The sequence below is a fragment of the Pseudolactococcus chungangensis CAU 28 = DSM 22330 genome, assembly GCF_002441885.1.
In the GTDB taxonomy this organism is placed as follows: Bacteria; Bacillota; Bacilli; order Lactobacillales; family Streptococcaceae; genus Pseudolactococcus; species Pseudolactococcus chungangensis.
On the sequence record NZ_JXJT01000005.1, the window covers coordinates 47,602 to 66,580 of the forward strand.

Annotated in this window: 17 protein-coding genes; 14 read left to right on the top strand and 3 right to left on the bottom strand. The window is 37.8% G+C overall.

The window, feature by feature from the left end; genetic code table 11:
• The first annotated feature begins 7 nt into the window (after positions 1-7).
• The 6 genes from accD (at position 8) to RR45_RS03615 (ending at position 7,875) form a co-directional block, all read left to right on the top strand.
• Positions 8-889, top strand: coding sequence for an acetyl-CoA carboxylase, carboxyltransferase subunit beta (gene accD, locus RR45_RS03590; protein ID WP_031365908.1), 882 nt, complete (start codon positions 8-10; stop codon positions 887-889).
• Complete coding sequence (locus tag RR45_RS03595; RefSeq protein WP_031365907.1) at positions 882-1,640, top strand: acetyl-CoA carboxylase carboxyl transferase subunit alpha; 759 nt, start codon at positions 882-884, stop codon at positions 1,638-1,640. Before accD ends, RR45_RS03595 begins: the two co-directional genes overlap by 8 nt.
• 90 nt (positions 1,641-1,730) lie before the next feature.
• Entirely contained in the window at positions 1,731-2,759 is a 1,029-nt protein-coding gene (locus tag RR45_RS03600) for an endonuclease/exonuclease/phosphatase family protein (RefSeq protein ID WP_096823151.1), read from the top strand.
• Between the two features lie 13 nt (positions 2,760-2,772).
• Complete coding sequence (locus RR45_RS03605) at positions 2,773-4,371, top strand: NAD(P)/FAD-dependent oxidoreductase (RefSeq protein ID WP_031365905.1); 1,599 nt, start codon at positions 2,773-2,775, stop codon at positions 4,369-4,371.
• A 212-nt stretch (positions 4,372-4,583) separates the two neighbouring features.
• Positions 4,584-4,985: a (deoxy)nucleoside triphosphate pyrophosphohydrolase gene (locus tag RR45_RS03610; RefSeq protein ID WP_031365904.1), complete on the top strand. Its 402-nt coding sequence runs from the start codon at positions 4,584-4,586 to the stop codon at positions 4,983-4,985.
• A gap of 16 nt (positions 4,986-5,001) precedes the next feature.
• The gene (locus RR45_RS03615; protein ID WP_031365903.1) at positions 5,002-7,875 is read left to right on the top strand and encodes a DEAD/DEAH box helicase; all 2,874 of its coding nucleotides are present in this window, start codon (positions 5,002-5,004) and stop codon (positions 7,873-7,875) included.
• Between the two features lie 82 nt (positions 7,876-7,957).
• On the opposite strand, the gene RR45_RS11415 is transcribed toward RR45_RS03615, so the two are convergent.
• Positions 7,958-8,152 carry a hypothetical protein gene (locus RR45_RS11415; RefSeq protein ID WP_072353573.1) on the bottom strand — a complete coding sequence of 65 codons (195 nt, stop codon included), beginning with the start codon at positions 8,150-8,152 and terminating at the stop codon, positions 7,958-7,960.
• A 671-nt stretch (positions 8,153-8,823) separates the two neighbouring features.
• Positions 8,824-9,765, bottom strand: coding sequence for a UbiA family prenyltransferase (locus tag RR45_RS03625; protein ID WP_031365901.1), 942 nt, complete (start codon positions 9,763-9,765; stop codon positions 8,824-8,826).
• Between the two features lie 238 nt (positions 9,766-10,003).
• Between RR45_RS03625 and RR45_RS03630 the strand changes: the two genes are divergently transcribed.
• The 8 genes from RR45_RS03630 (at position 10,004) to dnaK (ending at position 17,697) form a co-directional block, all read left to right on the top strand.
• The gene (locus RR45_RS03630) at positions 10,004-10,270 is read left to right on the top strand and encodes an ACT domain-containing protein (RefSeq protein ID WP_031365900.1); all 267 of its coding nucleotides are present in this window, start codon (positions 10,004-10,006) and stop codon (positions 10,268-10,270) included.
• Positions 10,271-10,315: 45 nt separating this feature from the next.
• A complete protein-coding gene (locus RR45_RS03635; RefSeq protein WP_072353574.1) occupies positions 10,316-11,653 on the top strand; it encodes a PFL family protein in 1,338 nt (445 codons plus the stop codon).
• A gap of 272 nt (positions 11,654-11,925) precedes the next feature.
• Complete coding sequence (locus RR45_RS03640; RefSeq protein ID WP_031365898.1) at positions 11,926-12,615, top strand: histidine phosphatase family protein; 690 nt, start codon at positions 11,926-11,928, stop codon at positions 12,613-12,615.
• The gene (locus tag RR45_RS03645) at positions 12,605-13,429 is read left to right on the top strand and encodes a M15 family metallopeptidase (RefSeq protein WP_072353575.1); all 825 of its coding nucleotides are present in this window, start codon (positions 12,605-12,607) and stop codon (positions 13,427-13,429) included. Before RR45_RS03640 ends, RR45_RS03645 begins: the two co-directional genes overlap by 11 nt.
• Before the next feature lie 88 nt (positions 13,430-13,517).
• Positions 13,518-13,928, top strand: a complete 411-nt coding sequence (locus tag RR45_RS03650) for a hypothetical protein (RefSeq protein ID WP_031365896.1) — start codon at positions 13,518-13,520, stop codon at positions 13,926-13,928.
• 228 nt (positions 13,929-14,156) lie between these two features.
• Positions 14,157-15,206, top strand: coding sequence for a heat-inducible transcriptional repressor HrcA (hrcA, locus tag RR45_RS03655; protein WP_031365895.1), 1,050 nt, complete (start codon positions 14,157-14,159; stop codon positions 15,204-15,206).
• 26 nt (positions 15,207-15,232) lie between these two features.
• Positions 15,233-15,775 carry a nucleotide exchange factor GrpE gene (gene grpE, locus RR45_RS03660; RefSeq protein ID WP_072353576.1) on the top strand — a complete coding sequence of 181 codons (543 nt, stop codon included), beginning with the start codon at positions 15,233-15,235 and terminating at the stop codon, positions 15,773-15,775.
• Positions 15,776-15,873: 98 nt separating this feature from the next.
• Positions 15,874-17,697, top strand: coding sequence for a molecular chaperone DnaK (dnaK, locus tag RR45_RS03665; RefSeq protein WP_031365893.1), 1,824 nt, complete (start codon positions 15,874-15,876; stop codon positions 17,695-17,697).
• A gap of 133 nt (positions 17,698-17,830) precedes the next feature.
• On the opposite strand, the gene RR45_RS03670 is transcribed toward dnaK, so the two are convergent.
• Complete coding sequence (locus RR45_RS03670; RefSeq protein ID WP_031365892.1) at positions 17,831-18,604, bottom strand: helix-turn-helix domain-containing protein; 774 nt, start codon at positions 18,602-18,604, stop codon at positions 17,831-17,833.
• Positions 18,605-18,979 lie beyond the last annotated feature (375 nt).

Genomic DNA, 18,979 nt, shown 5'->3' on the forward strand with positions numbered 1-18,979 from the left:
GAAGACTATGGCTTTATTTAAGAAAAAAAGTAAATACATTCGCATCAATCCTAACCGTTCGCGTCACAATGAGCAAAATCCTACACCAGAAGTACCAGATGAACTCTTCGCAAAATGTCCAAGCTGTAAACATACGATTTATACAAAAGATTTAGGGCAAGAGAAAGTCTGTCCGTTTTGTTGTTATAACTTTAGAATTTCAGCGCAGGAACGTTTGAACCTTACAGCAGATGCAGATACATTTTCTGAATTGTTTACAGGTATTGAGACGACTGACCCGCTTAATTTTCCAGGTTATCTGGATAAATTAGCAGCTGTTAAAGCTAAAACAGGTCTTGATGAAGCCGTCTTGACTGGTACTGCTAAGATTAAAGGTCAAAAAATAGCTCTTGCTATCATGGATTCAAACTTTATCATGGCATCGATGGGTATGGTTGTTGGCGAGAAAATTACTCGCTTGTTTGAGTACGCGACAACTGAAAAATTGCCCGTTGTCGTTTTTACAGCCTCTGGTGGCGCACGCATGCAAGAGGGGATCATGAGCCTGATGCAAATGGCTAAGATATCTGCAGCCGTTAAGCGCCATTCTAATGCGGGGTTGTTATACCTAACAGTATTAACAGACCCAACAACGGGTGGTGTGACAGCATCATTTGCCATGCTAGGTGATATTATCTTGGCTGAGCCTCAGACCCTTATCGGTTTCGCAGGACGACGTGTGATTGAGCAAACAGTGCGTGAAAACTTACCAGACGATTTCCAAAAGGCTGAATTTTTGCAAGCACATGGGTTTGTTGATAAGATTGTCAAACGCACAGAACTTGCGACGACAATCGGTCAAATTTTGAAATTGCATACACGTGAAATAGGAGGACAATCAAATGGCTGATAGTGCAAATAAAATTGTCCAGTTGGCACGGAGTCAAGACCGTTTGACGACGCTTGACTATGCGACACAGATTTTCGATGACTTTATCGAATTTCACGGTGACCGCAATTTCAGAGATGATGGGGCTATTCTTGGTGGTATTGCTAGTCTTGCTGGACGTCCAGTGACCATTGTCGGGATTCAAAAGGGCAAGGGCTTGCAAGATAACCTTGACCGTAATTTTGGTCAACCGCATCCGGAAGGTTATCGCAAGGCTTTGCGTTTGATGAAGCAGGCTGAAAAATTCGGTCGGCCAATCATCACCTTCATTAATACGGCAGGTGCTTTTCCTGGCTCTGGTGCGGAAGAACGTGGTCAAGGTGAAGCGATTGCGCGCAATTTGCTAGAGATGAGTGACCTTAAAGTGCCGATTATTGCCATTATCAATGGTGAGGGCGGCTCTGGTGGGGCGTTGGCTTTAGCAGTTGCTGACCGTGTTTGGATGCTAGAAAATGCTATGTATAGCATTTTATCGCCAGAAGGTTTTGCGACGATTCTTTGGAAAGATTCATCACGTGCATCTGAAGCGGCTGAACTTTTGAAAATCACGTCTAAAGATTTACTGAAAAATGGCGTAATTGACAAGATTATCTCAGAAGAAAACACAATTGACATCTTGAAAGCAGCTTTAATCACAGAGCTCGATACCTTGTCTCATTTGACACTTGACGAGCTAGTTGAAGCCCGCTATCAACGATTTAGAAAATATTAAAAAGAAGCGCTTGAAGCGTTTTTTTGTGCTATGATATAAAGCAATCACGCATAATCACTGATTTTTTAGTATAATAAAGGGATGAGAAACATGATAAAAATTATTTTAAGTTTGCTTGTACTGCTGATTTTGATTGTAGGTATTTACATTGCCTACGTCTACCTGCAGTATAACCGTCTACCTGACAAGCAGACCTTGTCTATTAAAAAGGTAGAGCACTCAAAACAAATTTCAGCCAATCAAGCCTATAAAATCATGACCTTTAACATTGGTTATGGTGCCTATCCTGCTGACTACACCTTCTTTATGGATGGTGGCAAGGAAGTCCGTGCGCGCTCAAAGGCAGATGTCCTAGCAAATTTAACAGAGGATCATCGTCTTTTAACGTCTGAAAATCCTGACTTTATTAATCTACAAGAAGTTGACTACGAAGGTGATCGATCATTTAAAGTAGACCAGCCAAACTTCTTCAGGACTAAAAATCCTGAATACAATAGTAGTTTTGCTAGCAACTATCATTCTGCCTATTTGTTTTATCCTGTCACTCAGCCGATTGGTAAAGCCAAATCAGGTCTGCTGACATTATCCAAAGGTCAGATGACCCAAGCCACACGTTATAGCTTACCGATAGAGACGAATTTCAATAAGTTTTTCGACCTTGACCGTGCCTTTAGTGTGAGTGAAGTAGCTGTCGACAATGGTAAGAAACTCTTCATATATAATGTCCATTTATCTGCTTTTATCAAAGATGAAGTGATTCAGGCTGCGCAGTTAACCAAGCTTTTCGATAACATGAAAGCACATGCTGATGCTGGAGATTATGTGATTTGTGGTGGGGATTATAACCATGTGTTATCGGGTGAGGCGCATCCTGAACTGACCTGGATGAAACCATTTCCGACGGCTAAATTATCTCATAAGATGCGGATCGTTGCACCGACGAATGCGCCTTCAGTCCGTAGCAATGGGACGGCTTATGGTGACCATTCTACATTGGGCGTGATTGATGGCTTTTTGGTATCAGAAAATATCAAGAGCTTGAACATCCAGACCGTTCAAAATGATTTTAAATCAAGTGACCACAATCCAGTCGTCATGACGTTCGAATTAACTGATTAATGAAAAGAGACCTATGCTAAGAATCACACAAATCAAAATTTCAATCCATGACGAGATGTCAGCGGTCAAAAATCAAGTAGCTAAAAAATTGAAAATTCGCCCGACTGATATTCTGGATTTCAGAATTTACAAGGAATCCATTGATGCCAGAAAACGTGGTGAAATCAACTTTATTTATACGGTAGATGTAAAGCTCAAAGACGAAAGCAAATTTTTGACCGGCAAGTATAAAAATGTGGCACCCTCACCGGATTTGACTTACAAAAATCTCAAAATTGGGACTAAGAAAATGTCACACCGACCAGTCGTTATCGGTTTTGGACCGGCTGGCATGTATGCTGCACTCCTCCTTGCGCAAATGGGGTACAAGCCACTCGTTCTGGAACGCGGCGAAGCCGTCGATGACCGTGTTAAATCCATAGACGCATTTTGGACCAAAGGAGAGTTGAATCCTCAGTCGAACGTGCAGTTTGGCGAGGGTGGCGCAGGGACGTTTTCGGATGGGAAGTTGACCAGCCGTGTCAAAGATTTGCGTGGTCGAAAGGTGCTGACGGAGTTCGTCAATGCTGGCGCGCCGGAGGAAATTCTCTACAAGGCGCATCCGCATGTCGGAACGGATTTGTTGCGTGATATCGTGAAAAATATCCGCAAGGAAATCATCGCGCTGGGTGGCGAGGTGCGGTTTAAGACGCAGGTTAAAAATTTCAAGATTTCGGATGGTCAGCTGCAAGGCTTGGTTCTGACGACAGGTGAAAAAATTGCGACGGAACAGGCGATTTTAGCGATTGGTCATAGCGCGCGTGATACGTTTAGCGAGCTCTATGCAGACGGCGTGAAGATGACGGCTAAGCCTTTTGCAGTTGGTGTTCGCGTGGAACACCCGCAAGAAGTCGTCAATCGTGCCCAGTATAAGGAGTTCGCCGGGCATCCCAGACTTGGTGCTGCGGAATATCGCTTGACCTACAAGGCCAGCAACGGCCGAGGCGTTTACACCTTTTGCATGTGCCCAGGTGGTCTTGTCGTCGCATCAGCATCAGAGGCAGGACATCTCGTGACCAATGGCATGAGTGAACACGCAAGGAATCAAAACAATGCCAACAGCGGGCTTTTAGTCCAAGTCTTCCCGGAAGATTTTGGTAGCGATCATCCTCTAGCAGGTATTGCCTTTCAACGAGCGTTAGAGCAGAAAGCCTTTGAGTTAGGTGGTAGCACCTATCAAGCACCAGCCCAACTAGTCGGAGATTTCCTCAAAAAACAACCATCAACTGCAATGGCAAGTGTGACACCAAGCTATTCTTTAGGCGTTAAGCCAACTGATTTGTCGGCACTATTTCCTGGCTATGTCACAGAAGCTTTAAGAGAAGCCCTGACGGGATTGGATAAAAAACTACATGGCTTTGCTATGGCAGATGCCGTGATGACAGGCGTTGAATCGCGTTCGTCGTCGCCGTTACGGATTAATCGAGATGAAGACAGTTTTCAATCTGTCTCAACTAAAGGTATCTATCCAAGTGGTGAAGGTGCTGGCTTTGCAGGTGGAATTGTTTCAGCTGCCATTGATGGCTTGAAATGTGCCGAGGCTTTGATTGGGGAGTTTGCGCCTGTTGTGTGAATTTAAAAAAGTTTATCCTTTTGTTGGATAAACTTTTTAGTATGGTCATAAAAATCATGTTAGGGGATATCTTATGAGCATTTTTTATAATAGCAAATCTAAACATTATTTTGAGGTGTATTTCATGATATAATAATTTTAAGTATCAGGATGTATTAAAATTACATGATAAAATGAGTACTAAAAATATGTCGCAAAGGATATCGTATTTAATGAAAAAACAGATCAATGTTGTTGGTGCAATTATTGTAAAAAATGGTAAAATTTTATGTGCACAACGTGGCTATGATAAAAGTTTGGCAGGCTTTTGGGAATTTCCAGGCGGCAAGATTGAAAGCGGTGAAACGCCTATTCAAGCATTAAAAAGAGAAATTCAGGAGGAACTTTTATTTGATATCTCTGATAATCTGGAAGAGTTTGTTTCGACGAGCTATGAATATGAATTTGGAGTCGTCAATCTAACAACCTTTATTTGCCATATTAAAAAAGGGGAGCCAACTTTAACAGAGCATATTGCAATTAAATGGTTGAAGCAAGATGAATTAGAACAAATTGAATGGGCAGCAGCAGATATGCCAACAGTATCTAAACTCAGACTAATGGAAAGTCTATAATTAGGAAGGTTTCATTGTGAAATTGATAGAGAGTGCAATAAAAAAGGCATTTATTGACTATAAACTAGAAACATCTCAGTCACATCAACATAGATTAATTACAAATAATCAAGAACAGCATTTATTTGCTCAAAATGCTTTGCAAGATGAGCTTGATACATGTACAGATTTTTTTATTTCAGTTGCCTTCGTAACGCAATCGGGATTATGTTTTTTGAAAACTCATTTTGCTGACTTGGCGAGTAAGGGCATACGTGGTCGATTAATTACGAGTGATTATCTGGGGTTTAATCATCCAGATGTTTTTCGTAGTTTACTAGAGATTAGAAATATTGATGTCAGGATTGTTGAAAAAGAAGGTTTTCATGTTAAGGGGTACTTATTTGAGCAAAAAGGCTATCATTCCCTAATAATTGGGAGTTCCAATTTGACTGCAAACGCATTAAAGAAAAATATTGAATGGAACGTTCGATTAACAAGCCTTGAAAATGGCGAAGTGTTACGTGAATCAAAGAAAGAGCTAGAAAAGCTATGGAACGAGTCTTTACCACTAACTGAAAATTGGGTAGAAAGATACGCTAAAAGTTGGCAAGAACCCAATAGAGAAAAAATTGTTCCAAATATAGAGGATGAGGGGGCAATTTACTCGATAGCACGTCCAAATACGATGCAGGAAAAAGCTCTTGAAAATTTGGCAAAGCTAAGAAGTGATGGGAAGGGGAAAGGGTTAGTCATTTCAGCTACCGGAACAGGAAAGACCTATTTATCAGCTTTTGATGTGCAGCAGGTCAATCCTTCAAAGATGCTTTTTATTGTGCACAGGGAACAGATTTTAAAATCAGCACTTAAAACCTTTAAGAAAGTTTTAGGCGGAGCTGGCGAAGATTTTGGTATATTATCAGGAAATTCAAAAGATATTTCTGCAAAATATTTATTTGCGACGGTTCAAACGATTTCAAAACCAGAAATACTTGAGTTGTTTTCAAAAAATGCTTTTGATTATATATTGATTGATGAAGTTCACAAAGCTGGCGCAGTCAGCTATCATAAGGTAATTGACTATTTTACGCCAAAATTTTTGATGGGTATGACAGCGACACCTGAGCGAACTGATAATTTCAATATATTTGAATTATTTGATTATAATATTGCTTATGAAATTCGGTTACAAGAAGCTTTGCAAGAAGATTTGCTTTGTCCATTTCATTATTTTGGTGTCACTGACTATGAAAAGGATGGTGTTGTAATTGAGGAAACGACAAATTTTGAAAATTTGGTAGCTGAGGAGCGCGTCAATTTTATCATTGAAAAAATTCAATATTATGGTGTATCTCGTTATAAAATCAGAGGGTTAGTTTTTTGTTCAAGAAAAGAAGAAGCAAAGCAGCTTTCTGAGATATTCAATAATCGTGGTTTTTATACTGCCTATCTTTCTGGTGAAGATTCAATCATAAAAAGAGAACAAGTGGTTGAAGCACTGGAAAATGGTGAGTTAGATTATATATTCACAGTTGATATATTTAACGAAGGAATTGATATTCCATCAGTCAATCAAATTATTATGCTAAGAAGTACTCAATCAAGCATTATTTTTGTTCAGCAACTTGGTCGTGGTCTGCGTAAACATGATTCAAAGGATTATGTGACAATTATTGATTTTATAGGGAATTATAAAAATAATTATATGATTCCGATGGCTTTATCGGGAGATATGAGCTACAATAAAGATTCATTAAGAAAAGATACTTTTGATACAAATTATATTACAGGTATTTCGTCTATTAATTTTGAAGCGATTGCTAAAGAACGTATATTTAAGGCGATTGATGATGTCAAATTAGATAGTATGAAATCTATTAAAGATGCATATTCTAAACTTAAAAATCGTTTAAATCGTGTGCCATTATTAGTGGATTTTATAGAACAAAAATCTATTGATCCCTATCTCATTGTTAGCGGAAAAGTTTCTAATATAAAGACCTATTATGATTTTTTAGTGAAAAATAGGGATGCTCAAGGAGAAATTTCAGAACTAGAGAATAAATATTTGATGTTTATTTCTAGAGAGCTTTTAACAGGAATTCGTAAGCAAGATATATTATTGTTATCGGAAATGGTTAAGGGAAGAGAGTTTACTAGAAAAGAAATTAAAGATTTATTCCAAAATAATGGCTTGGATGCGCAAGAAAAAACAATTGATTCTGTTTTAAATACACTGGATCTGGACTTCTTTTCAGGTGAAACTTCTAAAACTTACAGTGGGGCTGAATTGATTGAAGTTGGTGAAAATATAAGATTGTCAGTAGGTATGAAAAAAGCGCTTTTGAATAATTCATATTTCAAAATACTGTTAGGAGATTTGTTATCTGCAAGCTTTATTAAAAGTGAAACTTTTGATAAAAGTAGAGTTTTTACATTGTATCAAAAGTATCGTAGAGGAGATGTCATTCGACTTTTGAATTGGGATAAACAGCAAATTGCTCAAAATATTGGTGGGTATATACGAAAAGATAATGAATTTCCTATTTTTATCACTTTGGAAAAAGGGGAAGCGTTCAGTGGTGCTATGATGGCATATGAAGATGAACTTCTTTCCACAAATTTATTGAAGTGGTACACTAAAGCGCCTAGAAACATGCGCTCTCCCGAAGTGAAAGCGATTTTAAATTATGATAATGCGGATTTAAATATGCATATCTTTATCAAAAAATCGGATGACGAAGGAACTGATTTTTATTATCTTGGTGAAGTAGAACCACTGCTAGACTCAATAAAAGAACTTCATAAACCAACAAATGATGGTAAAACGAAATCAGTTGTTGAAATGCACCTAAAATTTATAGAGGCGATTGATTATAAGTTGTATAAGTATTTGATTAGCAGTAAATAACTTGAAATAGCTCAACGTTTTTTGTTGAGCCATTTTTTATATTATTTATCATTTTTATAGAAATAGTATGACATTTTTTAACTTAATTCTCTATCCCCAAAATCCAGTCCACCAAACTCAAATGCCGAATCCCCTTATCATTCCCCCGCTGCAAAGGGTCAAGCGTCAAGACAAGTTTAGGAAAACTATCATTAACAGACTCTAAAGAGGCAAACTCACGCTTAGCAGTTTCAGCACTGCTAAGCAAATAGCTGACCCGAATATAGATTTTTTCCAACTGATGATTGACAACTTTCTCAGCTATAAAGTCAATTTCTAGGTCATTTGTACTACCAACAGTGACAGTATAGCTACGTGATTTCAGCTCTAGCAGGACGATATTTTCTAGGATAAGCTCAATATCTTGCGCATTTCTCCCTAGGAGCGCTTGCCTTAGTCCATGATCAACGGCGTAGATTTTTTCTTGTGTTTTAAGTAACTTCTTGCCTTGCAGATCATATCTACGAACAGGGATATAAAATTAAGCATCAATCTCAGCATCAATATAGTTTTTTACGGTTGTAGTAGAAGTACTAAGCATGGTAATCTAGAAGTGGTTCAAATTTTAGCTTTCCAAAGTTGATTTCAATTGGTATGGTTATCCTTATTTTGAGCAAGGATATAGTCACGAATGGCTTCAAGTAAAAAAGATTTTCCAGATCTTCGAACGCCAGGGATGACTTTTATCAACTCAGTATCAATAAAAGGTAAAATTCTTTTTAGATATTTAGGACGAGAAATCAGATTAAGCACCTCAATTTCATTTGTAAATTAATTATAGCTGATTTCAATCTAAAATTTACTTACAAATGAAATTTGATAGCGTACGACTTAAAATTTAATCTACAAATGAAATGCAAACCAAAATAAAAAGCATGTCACCAAACAAATGCTTTTCACTAAAATATTTTATCCCCAAATCAATCCCAAAGCAATCGTAACAGCCAGAGCACCATTATAAATCATCAAATTATGAACAGACAGGATGAAAGTTTGACTTTTATCCTGTTTTTTCAGGAATTGATTGACATTTCGGATAATGAAAGGTGAGACCAAACTCATGAGCAGCGTCGTTTTAGGTAGTACACCCGTAATCACGGCTACCAAAACAATGAAACAAGCCAAGCCATACATGCTAACAAATAATTTTAAAGCGTTATGAACACCAATAAAATGTGGCAAGGTCAAACGACCATTTTTTTCATCTTGCGCCAAGTCGCAGATATTATCAGCGAGCATGACATTAAAATTCATACAGAAACACATCATCCCCACTAGGCCAATGGGTATGAGCGTCGCGAAATCGATGTTAAAAGTCAGCAACCATTGATGAAAATGGGCGGTGAAGAATTTAGCGTCGAAAGCATTAATGTAGATGCCGAAGAAGAAACCACAAAGTCCTTCAGCAAAACCAGCTAGCACCTCACCTAGTGGAAACCGAGAGAATGCGAAGGGACCAAATGTATAGAAAATAGCAATGATAAAGCAAAGCGCGCCAATGGGTAAAATGGCGATGTTGGTTGTCAGTACGACAGCAATTCCGACAATTAGGTCAATAGCAAGTAGCGTTAAACAAATTTTGAGTGCCAGACTAGGCGAGATGTTACGTGTTGATAAGATGTTTTCGCGAGTTTTATATTCTGGGTCGAGTGCTTTTTTGTAATCCATTAGATTATTCCAAGCACTGACAAATAGATTAATCGCGATAAGTCCGATGAAAAATAGAAGAGTTGGTAGAAAATGAAAGCTATTGAAGGTATATAGTGCGAAAATGACACCGGCAATCGGTGATAGAAGCGCAGCAGGTAAGGTCTGAATGCGCGTGAAATTAAGAAATGTTTTGAAGGTCATTGTTTTCCTCTATCCTAAAAGCCTAAAAGACAAAATTTTCTAAAAATTATGGCGTTTTTTGTGATATAATATTACTAACTATTATATCAAAAAATAGATAGGGACAGAGTATTGACTACCGAATTCCTAAGAAATAGCTGATTTATCCGTATGAAACATGTCGTTTTGGTGAATCAAACATTTTCTGGGTTTCAAAATAGTCGTCTCAATAGCTTGAAGTACAAATAAGGAGAATCAAATGCGCGCAATTGTGACAGTTATCGGACAAGACAGAACAGGTATTGTAGCAGGAGTGTCAACACGTTTGACAGAACTTGATGTAAACATTATCGACATTTCACAAACGATTATGGATGGCTTTTTTACCATGAACATGGTGGTTGAAATTGAAGCAACTGAAGCATTCCCAGAAGTGAAGACAAATCTTGAAGCACTAGGTGAAAGTTTGAAAGTTGATATTAAAATCATGAATGAAGCCATTTTTGAGGCGATGCACCAACTTTAATTTTTAGTCGTATGAAACGATTAAAATAACAGAAAGGTTAATGAAGTGAAACAAAATCAAATTCTTGAAACAATTCGCATGATCGAAGAAGAAAATCTAGATATTCGAACGATTACAATGGGGATTTCCCTTTTGGATTGTATTGATAGTGATATCGATCGTGCCTGTGAAAAGATTTATCAAAAGATTACTACTAAGGCAAAAGATCTTGTGAAAATTGGTGATGAGATTGGTGATGAACTCGGTATTCCTATCATCAATAAACGAGTTAGCGTAACGCCAATCGCTATTATCGGTGCAGCAACTGATGCGACTGATTACACACCGTTTGCCTTGGCACTTGATCGTGCTGCGAAAGAAATTGGCATTGACTTCATTGGTGGGTTCACAGCGCTCGCCCAAAAAGGCTATCAAAAAGGCGATAAGATTCTCATTGATTCATTGCCTAAAGCCCTTGCGGCGACTGATTATGTTTGTAGTTCGGTCAATGTTGGCTCAACAAAAACAGGGATTAACATGGATGCTGTCCGAGATATCGGTGAGATCATTGTTGAAGCTGCTAAATTGGATGATATGAGCTGTGCTAAACTTGTTGTCTTTGCCAATGCTGTTGAAGACAATCCATTCATGGCGGGTGCTTTCCATGGTGTTGGTGAAGCTGATGTGGTCATTAATGTTGGTGTTTCAGGTCCTGGTGTCGTGAAACGTGCCCTTGAAAAAGTTCGAGGGGAGTCGTTTGATGTTGTCGCTGAAGTGGTTAAGAAAACGGCTTTCAAAGTCACACGCATGGGACAACTTGTCGGTAAAATGGCATCTGAGCGTTTAGGTGTAGAGTTTGGCATTGTCGATTTATCTCTTGCGCCAACACCTGCGGTTGGTGACTCTGTTGCACGTATTTTAGAAGAAATGGGTCTTGAGATGGTCGGGACACATGGGACGACTGCGGCACTTGCACTTTTGAATGACCAAGTCAAAAAGGGTGGCGTTATGGCCTGTAACCAAGTTGGCGGTCTCTCAGGTGCCTTCATTCCAGTTTCTGAAGATGAAGGCATGATTGCAGCGGTTAATGCTGGCGTGCTCAATCTTGAAAAACTTGAAGCAATGACTGCGATTTGTAGTGTCGGCTTGGACATGATTGCTGTACCAGGCGACACACCTGCCAGCACGATCTCTGCTATGATTGCAGATGAAGCAGCAATTGGTGTAATTAATATGAAGACAACTGCTGTACGTGTTATTCCCAAAGGCAAGGTCGGTGAACAGATTGAATTTGGTGGCTTGCTTGGGACGGCACCAGTCATGCCAGTCCATAAAGAATCATCTGCTGCCTTCATCTCCCGTGGTGGTCATATTCCAGCACCGATTCATAGCTTTAAAAACTAAGACTCTATTTGCATATTATCAGAATCTATTACCGATTACGATACTTAAATCGTCATCAAAGATACAGCAAGAGAGCTGAATAAAAAGTGGAGAAATCTGCTTTTTTTTGTTAGAATGAATATAACTGGTGTTGTTGAGCGCTTACATCTCAGAGAATTCATGACAGACGTCATATTGAATAGCTAGACTATCAACGTGATTTACGGTTTTTAGTCACAAAATCATCTTGCGCAACATATCAAACAAACATTTTAAAAATGGAGTAGACAGAAATGGTAAATATCTATTTAGTCAGACATGGCAAGACCATGTTTAACACAATCGGCCGTGCCCAAGGCTGGTCAGACACCCCCTTAACCCGTACCGGAGAAACCGGTATTATCGAGCTAGGTTTAGGCTTTGCAGTGAAAAATATCAAATTTGATTATGCTTTTTCGTCAGATAGCGGTAGAACAATTCAGACTATGGGGCTTATCTTGAAATATTCTGAAAACGAGGGCATCCCTTATGAGATGGACAAACGTATTCGTGAATGGTGTTTTGGTAGCCTAGATGGCGGTTATGATGGTGAACTTTTCGATGGTGTTTTGCCACGGACGGATGCCTATAAAGGTAAAAGTCCAGAAGAATTAACCTATGAGGACATTGCTAAAGGTTTACTTGAAGTCGATACTGCTGGTTGGGCAGAGCCTTGGGAGGTGTTAAGCAAACGCATTCTGGATGGTTTCTTTGACGCTGCTAAAAAGGCTGAGGCCAATGGTGCAGAAAATATTGTCATCGTTAGTCACGGTATGACGATTGCAACATTTATCAAATTACTCGATAGTCGTCGCCCGAAATTTCAAGGGCTAGATAATGGTTCGGTCACACACTTAACCTACTCAGATGGTAATTTTTTAATCGGTGAAATCGGAGATATGCATTACCGAGAATTAGGACGGGAGATTTTAAATGCAGAATAATGAACAACATAATGAACCTTATCATAGAAGAAGACCCCGCAAAAAGCCTCGTTATGATCGCTTGGTAGGGGCTGCCATAGTAGGTGTTGTTGCTATTTGTGCAATTGCTTTTCTGGTGCATACTTTACTTAAGAAAGAAACGGCAACACCGACCAAGTCGACAACAATTAGTCAGTCTCAAAAATCAGCAGAAAAAGCTAAGGCATCATCAGTACAAACTTCTGAAACTAAAAAAGATAAAAACTTGCCAGATAGTAAATCAACAGATTGGGAACTTGTTTTAGTGAATCGTGATCATCCTAAGGAAGAAATGAGTCCTGATGTCGTACAAATAGACAATATTTGGGTTGACTCGAGAATTGCAGATGCGACAGAGCAATTTTTAGCAGCAGCACAGGCGATCAATCCTGCCGAACATCTGATTTCAGGTTATCGCAGTGTCGCTTATCAAACAACACTCTACGAGCAGTACGTTGACCAAGAAATAGCAGCTGATCCATCGCTAGATCGTGAGGCGGCAGAAAAGAAAGTCCAAACTTATTCACAACCACCGACGAAATCTGAGCATCAGACTGGTTTAGCCATTGATTTGTCAGATGTTGATAGCCTTAATGAATCAACAACTGCTGAACAAGTCGCTGCAATTGCTCCGGAGTATGGTTTTGTTTTACGTTTTCCAGAGGGGGGCGCTGCGAGTACGGGTGTTGATTATGAAGACTGGCATTTTCGTTATGTTGGTGTTGCCAATGCCAAATATATGACAGAACACCATTTAACTTTGGAAGACTATCTCAAATTACTAGACAAAAATTGATTAGCGTTAATCACAATTCTGTATGAAAATTATGGTAAAATAGTAATATCTAACATCATTTAAAGTCGAATTAGGAGCAAAGGTCCTCATGTTTTCAGGAAAATCACCATCATTTATTATTTTATCAAGTATTGGTTTGCTGATTTATTCAGCTTGGCAAATGATTAACAACATATTACCCAATTTACAAATTTTTAAGGTTGTCTATGACACCTTCCTTAAAGCATTTGCTGCTTTTAAATTGCAGTCGAGTGTCTCAATGACTAATATTCAATTTTTGATTTATGTTGTTTTGCTAGTCGTTTTCATCTTTCTTTTGGCTAAATTTTGGAAATTTGCTATTTACGCTTTGCTCTTTTTCGTCTTTGTTCTGGTTTGTAATTTTGCTTATTACGCTTGGTCAACAGGTGCGACATCAGCAGAATGGTTCACTTTTATTGTCATGAGTGTTAGCTTTATCAACGTTTTTCTGACATCTAAGACAGGCGGCCTCATCTAATTATTGCTTTAAAATTAACAGTTTGAAAAAATTAGCACTCTGTGTAAAAGAGTGCTAATTTTTTGTGTTTTTTCCTTGACAATACCTCAATAGAATTATATAATAATAGATGTAGTTAGCACTTGGTAGCTACAAGTGCTAATACTAATTCACATTTAAAATATAACAATTTTTGCCTAATTTTAGTTATATTTCAAACGTTCATTAGTATAAAAAGAGGTGTTCAATATGATTACAAAACGCCAACAACAAATTTTAAATCTCATCATATCACTGTATACACAAACGCATAAAGCGGTTGGTTCCAAGGCTTTGATGACGTCAATTAACGCATCTAGTGCTACCATCAGAAATGACATGAAGACGCTAGAAACGCTAGGGTTCATTCAAAAAGAGCATACATCATCTGGCCGTGTGCCAAGTGTCACAGGTTATAAATATTTCGTTGAAAATTTTTTGAAACCTGGAAAATTAGATAATAATGATGTTTATCAGGTGGTGAAACGTTTCGATGGTGAGTTTTATAAACTGGATGTGCTATATCAAGAGGCTGCTCAAATTTTGTCTGATATGACTGGTTTTTCAGCCTTCATCTTGAATGTCTCTTTGAAAAATCAGATTTTATCAAAATTTGATTTTGTTCAACTCGATAATCACTCAGCAATGGCTGTGATGACACTTGATAGTGGCCTAGTCAAAACGACACAGTTTTCACTGCCAAGGTCAATGACTTTAGATGATTTGACGACTTTCAAGTTTATTTCTGATGAACGGTTGGTTGGTAAACGAATTTTGGATATTCACTATTCTTTATTGACAGAAATTCCGCAAGTCGCACAGAAATATTTTGTCGTGACAACAGCTGTTTTGCAACTCTTTGATCATGTCTTTTCAGATTTGTTCAAGGAAAACTTGATTTCGGCAGGACGACAAAACTTATTAGAGTATTCGGATGATGTTATTTCTCTTTACAAGATTTTGATGGATGATGATGCCATTATTCATGAGATTCGAGATACGGTATCCGATGATGAAATCAGAAGTGTCAAATTTGATTCTAGCTTGACAGAGAATCATCAGATTTCAAAAAACATCACCCTTATGACGCAACAATTTGTTGTGCCATATAGAGGTCTGGGTACATTAGCGCTAATGGGTCCAGTGGATTTAGACTATCAAAAGGTTGTTTCTACTATGGACCTTGTGGCAAAGATTTTAACAATGAAGCTGAGTGACTACTATCGTTATCTTGATGGTAACCACTATGAAGTAATATAACATTCAAATGGTGAAAAGGAGATGAAATGTCTAAAAAAAAGCATAATAAAGATGTTGAAGATGTTGAAAAAGAATTAGCTCAGGAAGTTGAGAACGAAACGGTTTTGGAAGAAATTGTAGCCGATGAAATTGATGAGTTGGCAGAACTTCAAGTTAAGCTAGATGAGATGGAAAACAAGTATCTCAAAGCTTATGCGGAGATGCAAAACAATCAGCGTCGTGCTAATGAAGAACGTCAAACGATTTTAAAATACCGTTCACAAGATTTGGCACGTAAAATCTTACCAAGCTTGGATAATCTTGAACGTGCGCTTGCAGTTGAAGGTTTGACAGATGATGTCAAAAAAGGTCTGGAAATGACCCATGAAAGCCTGCTCAATGCCCTCAAAGAAGAAGGGGTTGTTGAAGTCGCAACGGATGGCGAATTTGACCCTAACTTCCATATGTCAGTTCAAACTGCACCAGCAGACGATGAGCATCCAGCTGATACTATTGCACAAGTTTTACAAAAAGGCTATCAGCTCCATGAGCGCAACCTGCGTCCAGCTATGGTTGTGGTTTATCAATAAGCTATTTGACTGACCGAAATGTCAAAAAACTATGAATAAATTGATGAATGCGCGTAGCGCACAAAATAACTATCACATAAAAAAGAAGGTAAAAAATTATGTCTAAAATTATCGGTATTGACTTAGGTACAACAAACTCAGCTGTCTCAGTTCTTGAAGGCGGCGAAGCTAAAATTATTGCTAATCCAGAAGGTAACCGCACAACGCCATCAGTTGTTGCCTTTAAAAACGGTGAAATTCAAGTTGGTGAAGTTGCGAAACGTCAAGCAGTAACTAACCCAGATACAATTATCTCAATCAAACGTCACATGGGGACTGACTACAAAGTCGAAGCGGGTGGCAAATCTTACACACCACAAGAAATCTCAGCTATGATTCTCCAATACATCAAAGGTTTTGCTGAAGATTACCTTGGTGAAAAAGTTGAAAAAGCAGTTATCACTGTTCCTGCTTACTTTAATGATGCGCAACGTCAAGCAACAAAAGACGCTGGTAAAATCGCTGGTCTTGAAGTAGAACGTATTGTCAACGAACCAACAGCAGCAGCCCTTGCTTATGGTCTTGATAAAGTTGACAAAGACGAAAAAATCCTTGTCTTTGACCTTGGTGGTGGTACTTTTGACGTCTCAGTACTTGAACTTGGTGATGGTGTCTTTGAAGTCTTGTCTACATCTGGTGATAACCACCTTGGTGGTGATGACTTTGACCAAAAAATCATTGATTACTTGGTCGCGCAATTCAAAACTGCTAATGGGATTGACTTGTCACAAGATAAAATGGCTTTGCAACGTTTGAAAGATGCTGCTGAAAAAGCTAAAAAAGACTTGTCAGGTGTGACATCAACACAAATCTCATTACCATTTATCACAGCTGGCGAAGCTGGACCACTTCACTTGGAAGAAACTTTGACACGTGCTAAATTTGACGATTTGACTGCTGACTTAGTAGAACGTACTAAAACACCAGTTCGTAAAGCATTGTCAGACGCTGGTTTGTCAGCATCAGAAATTGATGAAGTGATCTTGGTCGGTGGTTCAACACGTATTCCTGCAGTTGTTGAAGCTGTTAAAAAAGAAACAAATAAAGAACCAAATAAATCAGTTAACCCAGATGAAGTGGTTGCCATGGGTGCTGCCATTCAAGGTGGTGTGATTACAGGTGACGTGAAAGATGTTGTCTTGCTTGATGTGACACCTCTGTCACTCGGTATCGAAACAATGGGTGGTGTCTTCACAAAACTCATTGACCGTAATACAACCATTCCAACCTCTAAATCACAAGTCTTCTCAACAGCTGCGGACAACCAACCAGCAGTAGATATTCATGTCCTTCAAGGTGAACGTCCAATGGCTGCTGACAACAAAACGCTTGGTCGTTTCCAACTTTCAGATATTCCTGCTGCACCGCGCGGTATTCCACAAATCGAAGTGACCTTCGACATTGATAAAAATGGTATCGTGTCTGTTAAAGCGAAAGACATGGGCACAAACAAAGAGCAAACGATCGTTATCCAATCAAACTCTGGTTTGTCTGATGAGGAAATCGACAAAATGATGAAAGATGCTGAGGCTAATGCTGAAGCTGATGCGAAACGTAAAGAAGAAGTTGACCTTAAAAATGAAGTCGATGCAACAATCTTTGCCACTGAAAAAACAATCAAAGAAACTGAAGGCAAAGGCTTTGATACAGAACGTGACGCTGCACAAGCTGCACTTGATGAATTGAAGGCCGCACAAGAAGCTGACAATCTTGATGATATGAAAGCAAAACTTGAAGCCTTGAACGAAAAAGCACAAGCCTTGGCGGTTAAACTCTATGAGCAAGCAGCAGCAGAGCAACAAGCCGCTGCCGGCGCTGAAAATGCTGGTGATGCACCTAAAGATGACAATGTTGTTGATGGGGACTTTGAAGAAGTGAAATAAGTTTTTAAAAAAGGTATCTGTGGAACTGAGTAGTTCTACAGATATCTTTTTCTTATTCTAATTAAATGATAAATCCATAATAAAATTTGAGGTTTGCCTACAGTATGGATATTAACTAGAAAAAATTTGTATTTTAATTTTTATATTTTTTTCTGAAGTTTAGAGGAGATAGAGAAGTTTGGGATTTAAAAAATCTAATAAAAGAAGGACTATTCATAAATCCTAAGTTATCTGAGATACACTCAATTGTTTTTTCTGTATGAATAAGCTGCTGACAAGCAAAATCAAATTTTAATTTAAAAACGAATTTTGAAAAGCTCAGTCCTGTTTGTTTAAAAATTTCATCTTTGATTTTTTTTTGATTGATTTTTAGACTTTTTGATATCTCTACTAATGTTGGTTTATTTTTTAGTTGTTTATAGATTTCAGTTTGGATGGAAAAGTAAAGGGTTTTATTTTGCAGATGTTTAGAGATATGATGGTAAATTTTTAAACATCTATTTTCAATATCTAGATTATCAAATATAGGGAAATGATGTAAATCAAGTATTCTATCATGACTAGTTTTTGAACGAAAACCACCAAAGATAAAAGTTCCGATGAGTATCTTATCGGGTCTACGAATTGGAAAAGCTGCGTAAATTAAGTTGTAATAACCTCTGAATAATACCATTTCATCTTTAACGAAGAAAAAATTATGGCGTATTTTTTTATAATACTGATACCAATCACTGATAAAGTCAGTTTTGGATAAGATGAGATGATGATTTTTTAATTCAAAAATAGTATCTTTGATATAATCGTGATAGATGATGAAAGGTAATTCAGTAAATTGATTAAAACTTTTAAAGAAAGAAGTATCGGTGAAAAATTCCTTCAATTCTTTTAATTCTTTTAATTCTTTCATTTTTAAATCCCTTTAATTCTTTTTATTCTATAATATAATGAATGTTCAGAAAAATCAAATATTTATCTTGATATTAATATTATAATTATCTAAAATAGTTAGATATAATATGAAAAAGAGCCCTAAAAAGATAACTGAAAACTCAAAATTGTCTATTTATTTGAATGTTTTTTATTGTTATACTAGATTTGTAAGGTTGATAGAAAATATTTTTCGACATCATTCAAAATTTTTACAACGTTTATTGGTATTTATAATTTTGTGTAATTGATAGAAAAATATTTCTTGAGAGTCTTATATTGGCAAGTCGACAGTCAGTAACTTAATTGGAGGGAGAAGTATCATGGAGTTTAATTTGGTAGAAGAGATTGAAAC

Coding starts and splice junctions, on each gene's coding strand:
- RR45_RS03625 (WP_031365901.1), bottom strand. CDS start 9,765: ATGACCTTCAAAACATTTCTTAATTTCACGCGCATTCAGACCTTACCT.
- accD (WP_031365908.1), top strand. CDS start 8: ATGGCTTTATTTAAGAAAAAAAGTAAATACATTCGCATCAATCCTAAC.
- RR45_RS03600 (WP_096823151.1), top strand. CDS start 1,731: ATGATAAAAATTATTTTAAGTTTGCTTGTACTGCTGATTTTGATTGTA.
- RR45_RS03645 (WP_072353575.1), top strand. CDS start 12,605: ATGCAGAATAATGAACAACATAATGAACCTTATCATAGAAGAAGACCC.
- RR45_RS03640 (WP_031365898.1), top strand. CDS start 11,926: ATGGTAAATATCTATTTAGTCAGACATGGCAAGACCATGTTTAACACA.
- RR45_RS03670 (WP_031365892.1), bottom strand. CDS start 18,604: ATGAAAGAATTAAAAGAATTAAAAGAATTGAAGGAATTTTTCACCGAT.
- RR45_RS03605 (WP_031365905.1), top strand. CDS start 2,773: ATGCTAAGAATCACACAAATCAAAATTTCAATCCATGACGAGATGTCA.
- RR45_RS03630 (WP_031365900.1), top strand. CDS start 10,004: ATGCGCGCAATTGTGACAGTTATCGGACAAGACAGAACAGGTATTGTA.
- dnaK (WP_031365893.1), top strand. CDS start 15,874: ATGTCTAAAATTATCGGTATTGACTTAGGTACAACAAACTCAGCTGTC.
- grpE (WP_072353576.1), top strand. CDS start 15,233: ATGTCTAAAAAAAAGCATAATAAAGATGTTGAAGATGTTGAAAAAGAA.
- RR45_RS03595 (WP_031365907.1), top strand. CDS start 882: ATGGCTGATAGTGCAAATAAAATTGTCCAGTTGGCACGGAGTCAAGAC.
- RR45_RS03650 (WP_031365896.1), top strand. CDS start 13,518: ATGTTTTCAGGAAAATCACCATCATTTATTATTTTATCAAGTATTGGT.
- hrcA (WP_031365895.1), top strand. CDS start 14,157: ATGATTACAAAACGCCAACAACAAATTTTAAATCTCATCATATCACTG.
- RR45_RS03610 (WP_031365904.1), top strand. CDS start 4,584: ATGAAAAAACAGATCAATGTTGTTGGTGCAATTATTGTAAAAAATGGT.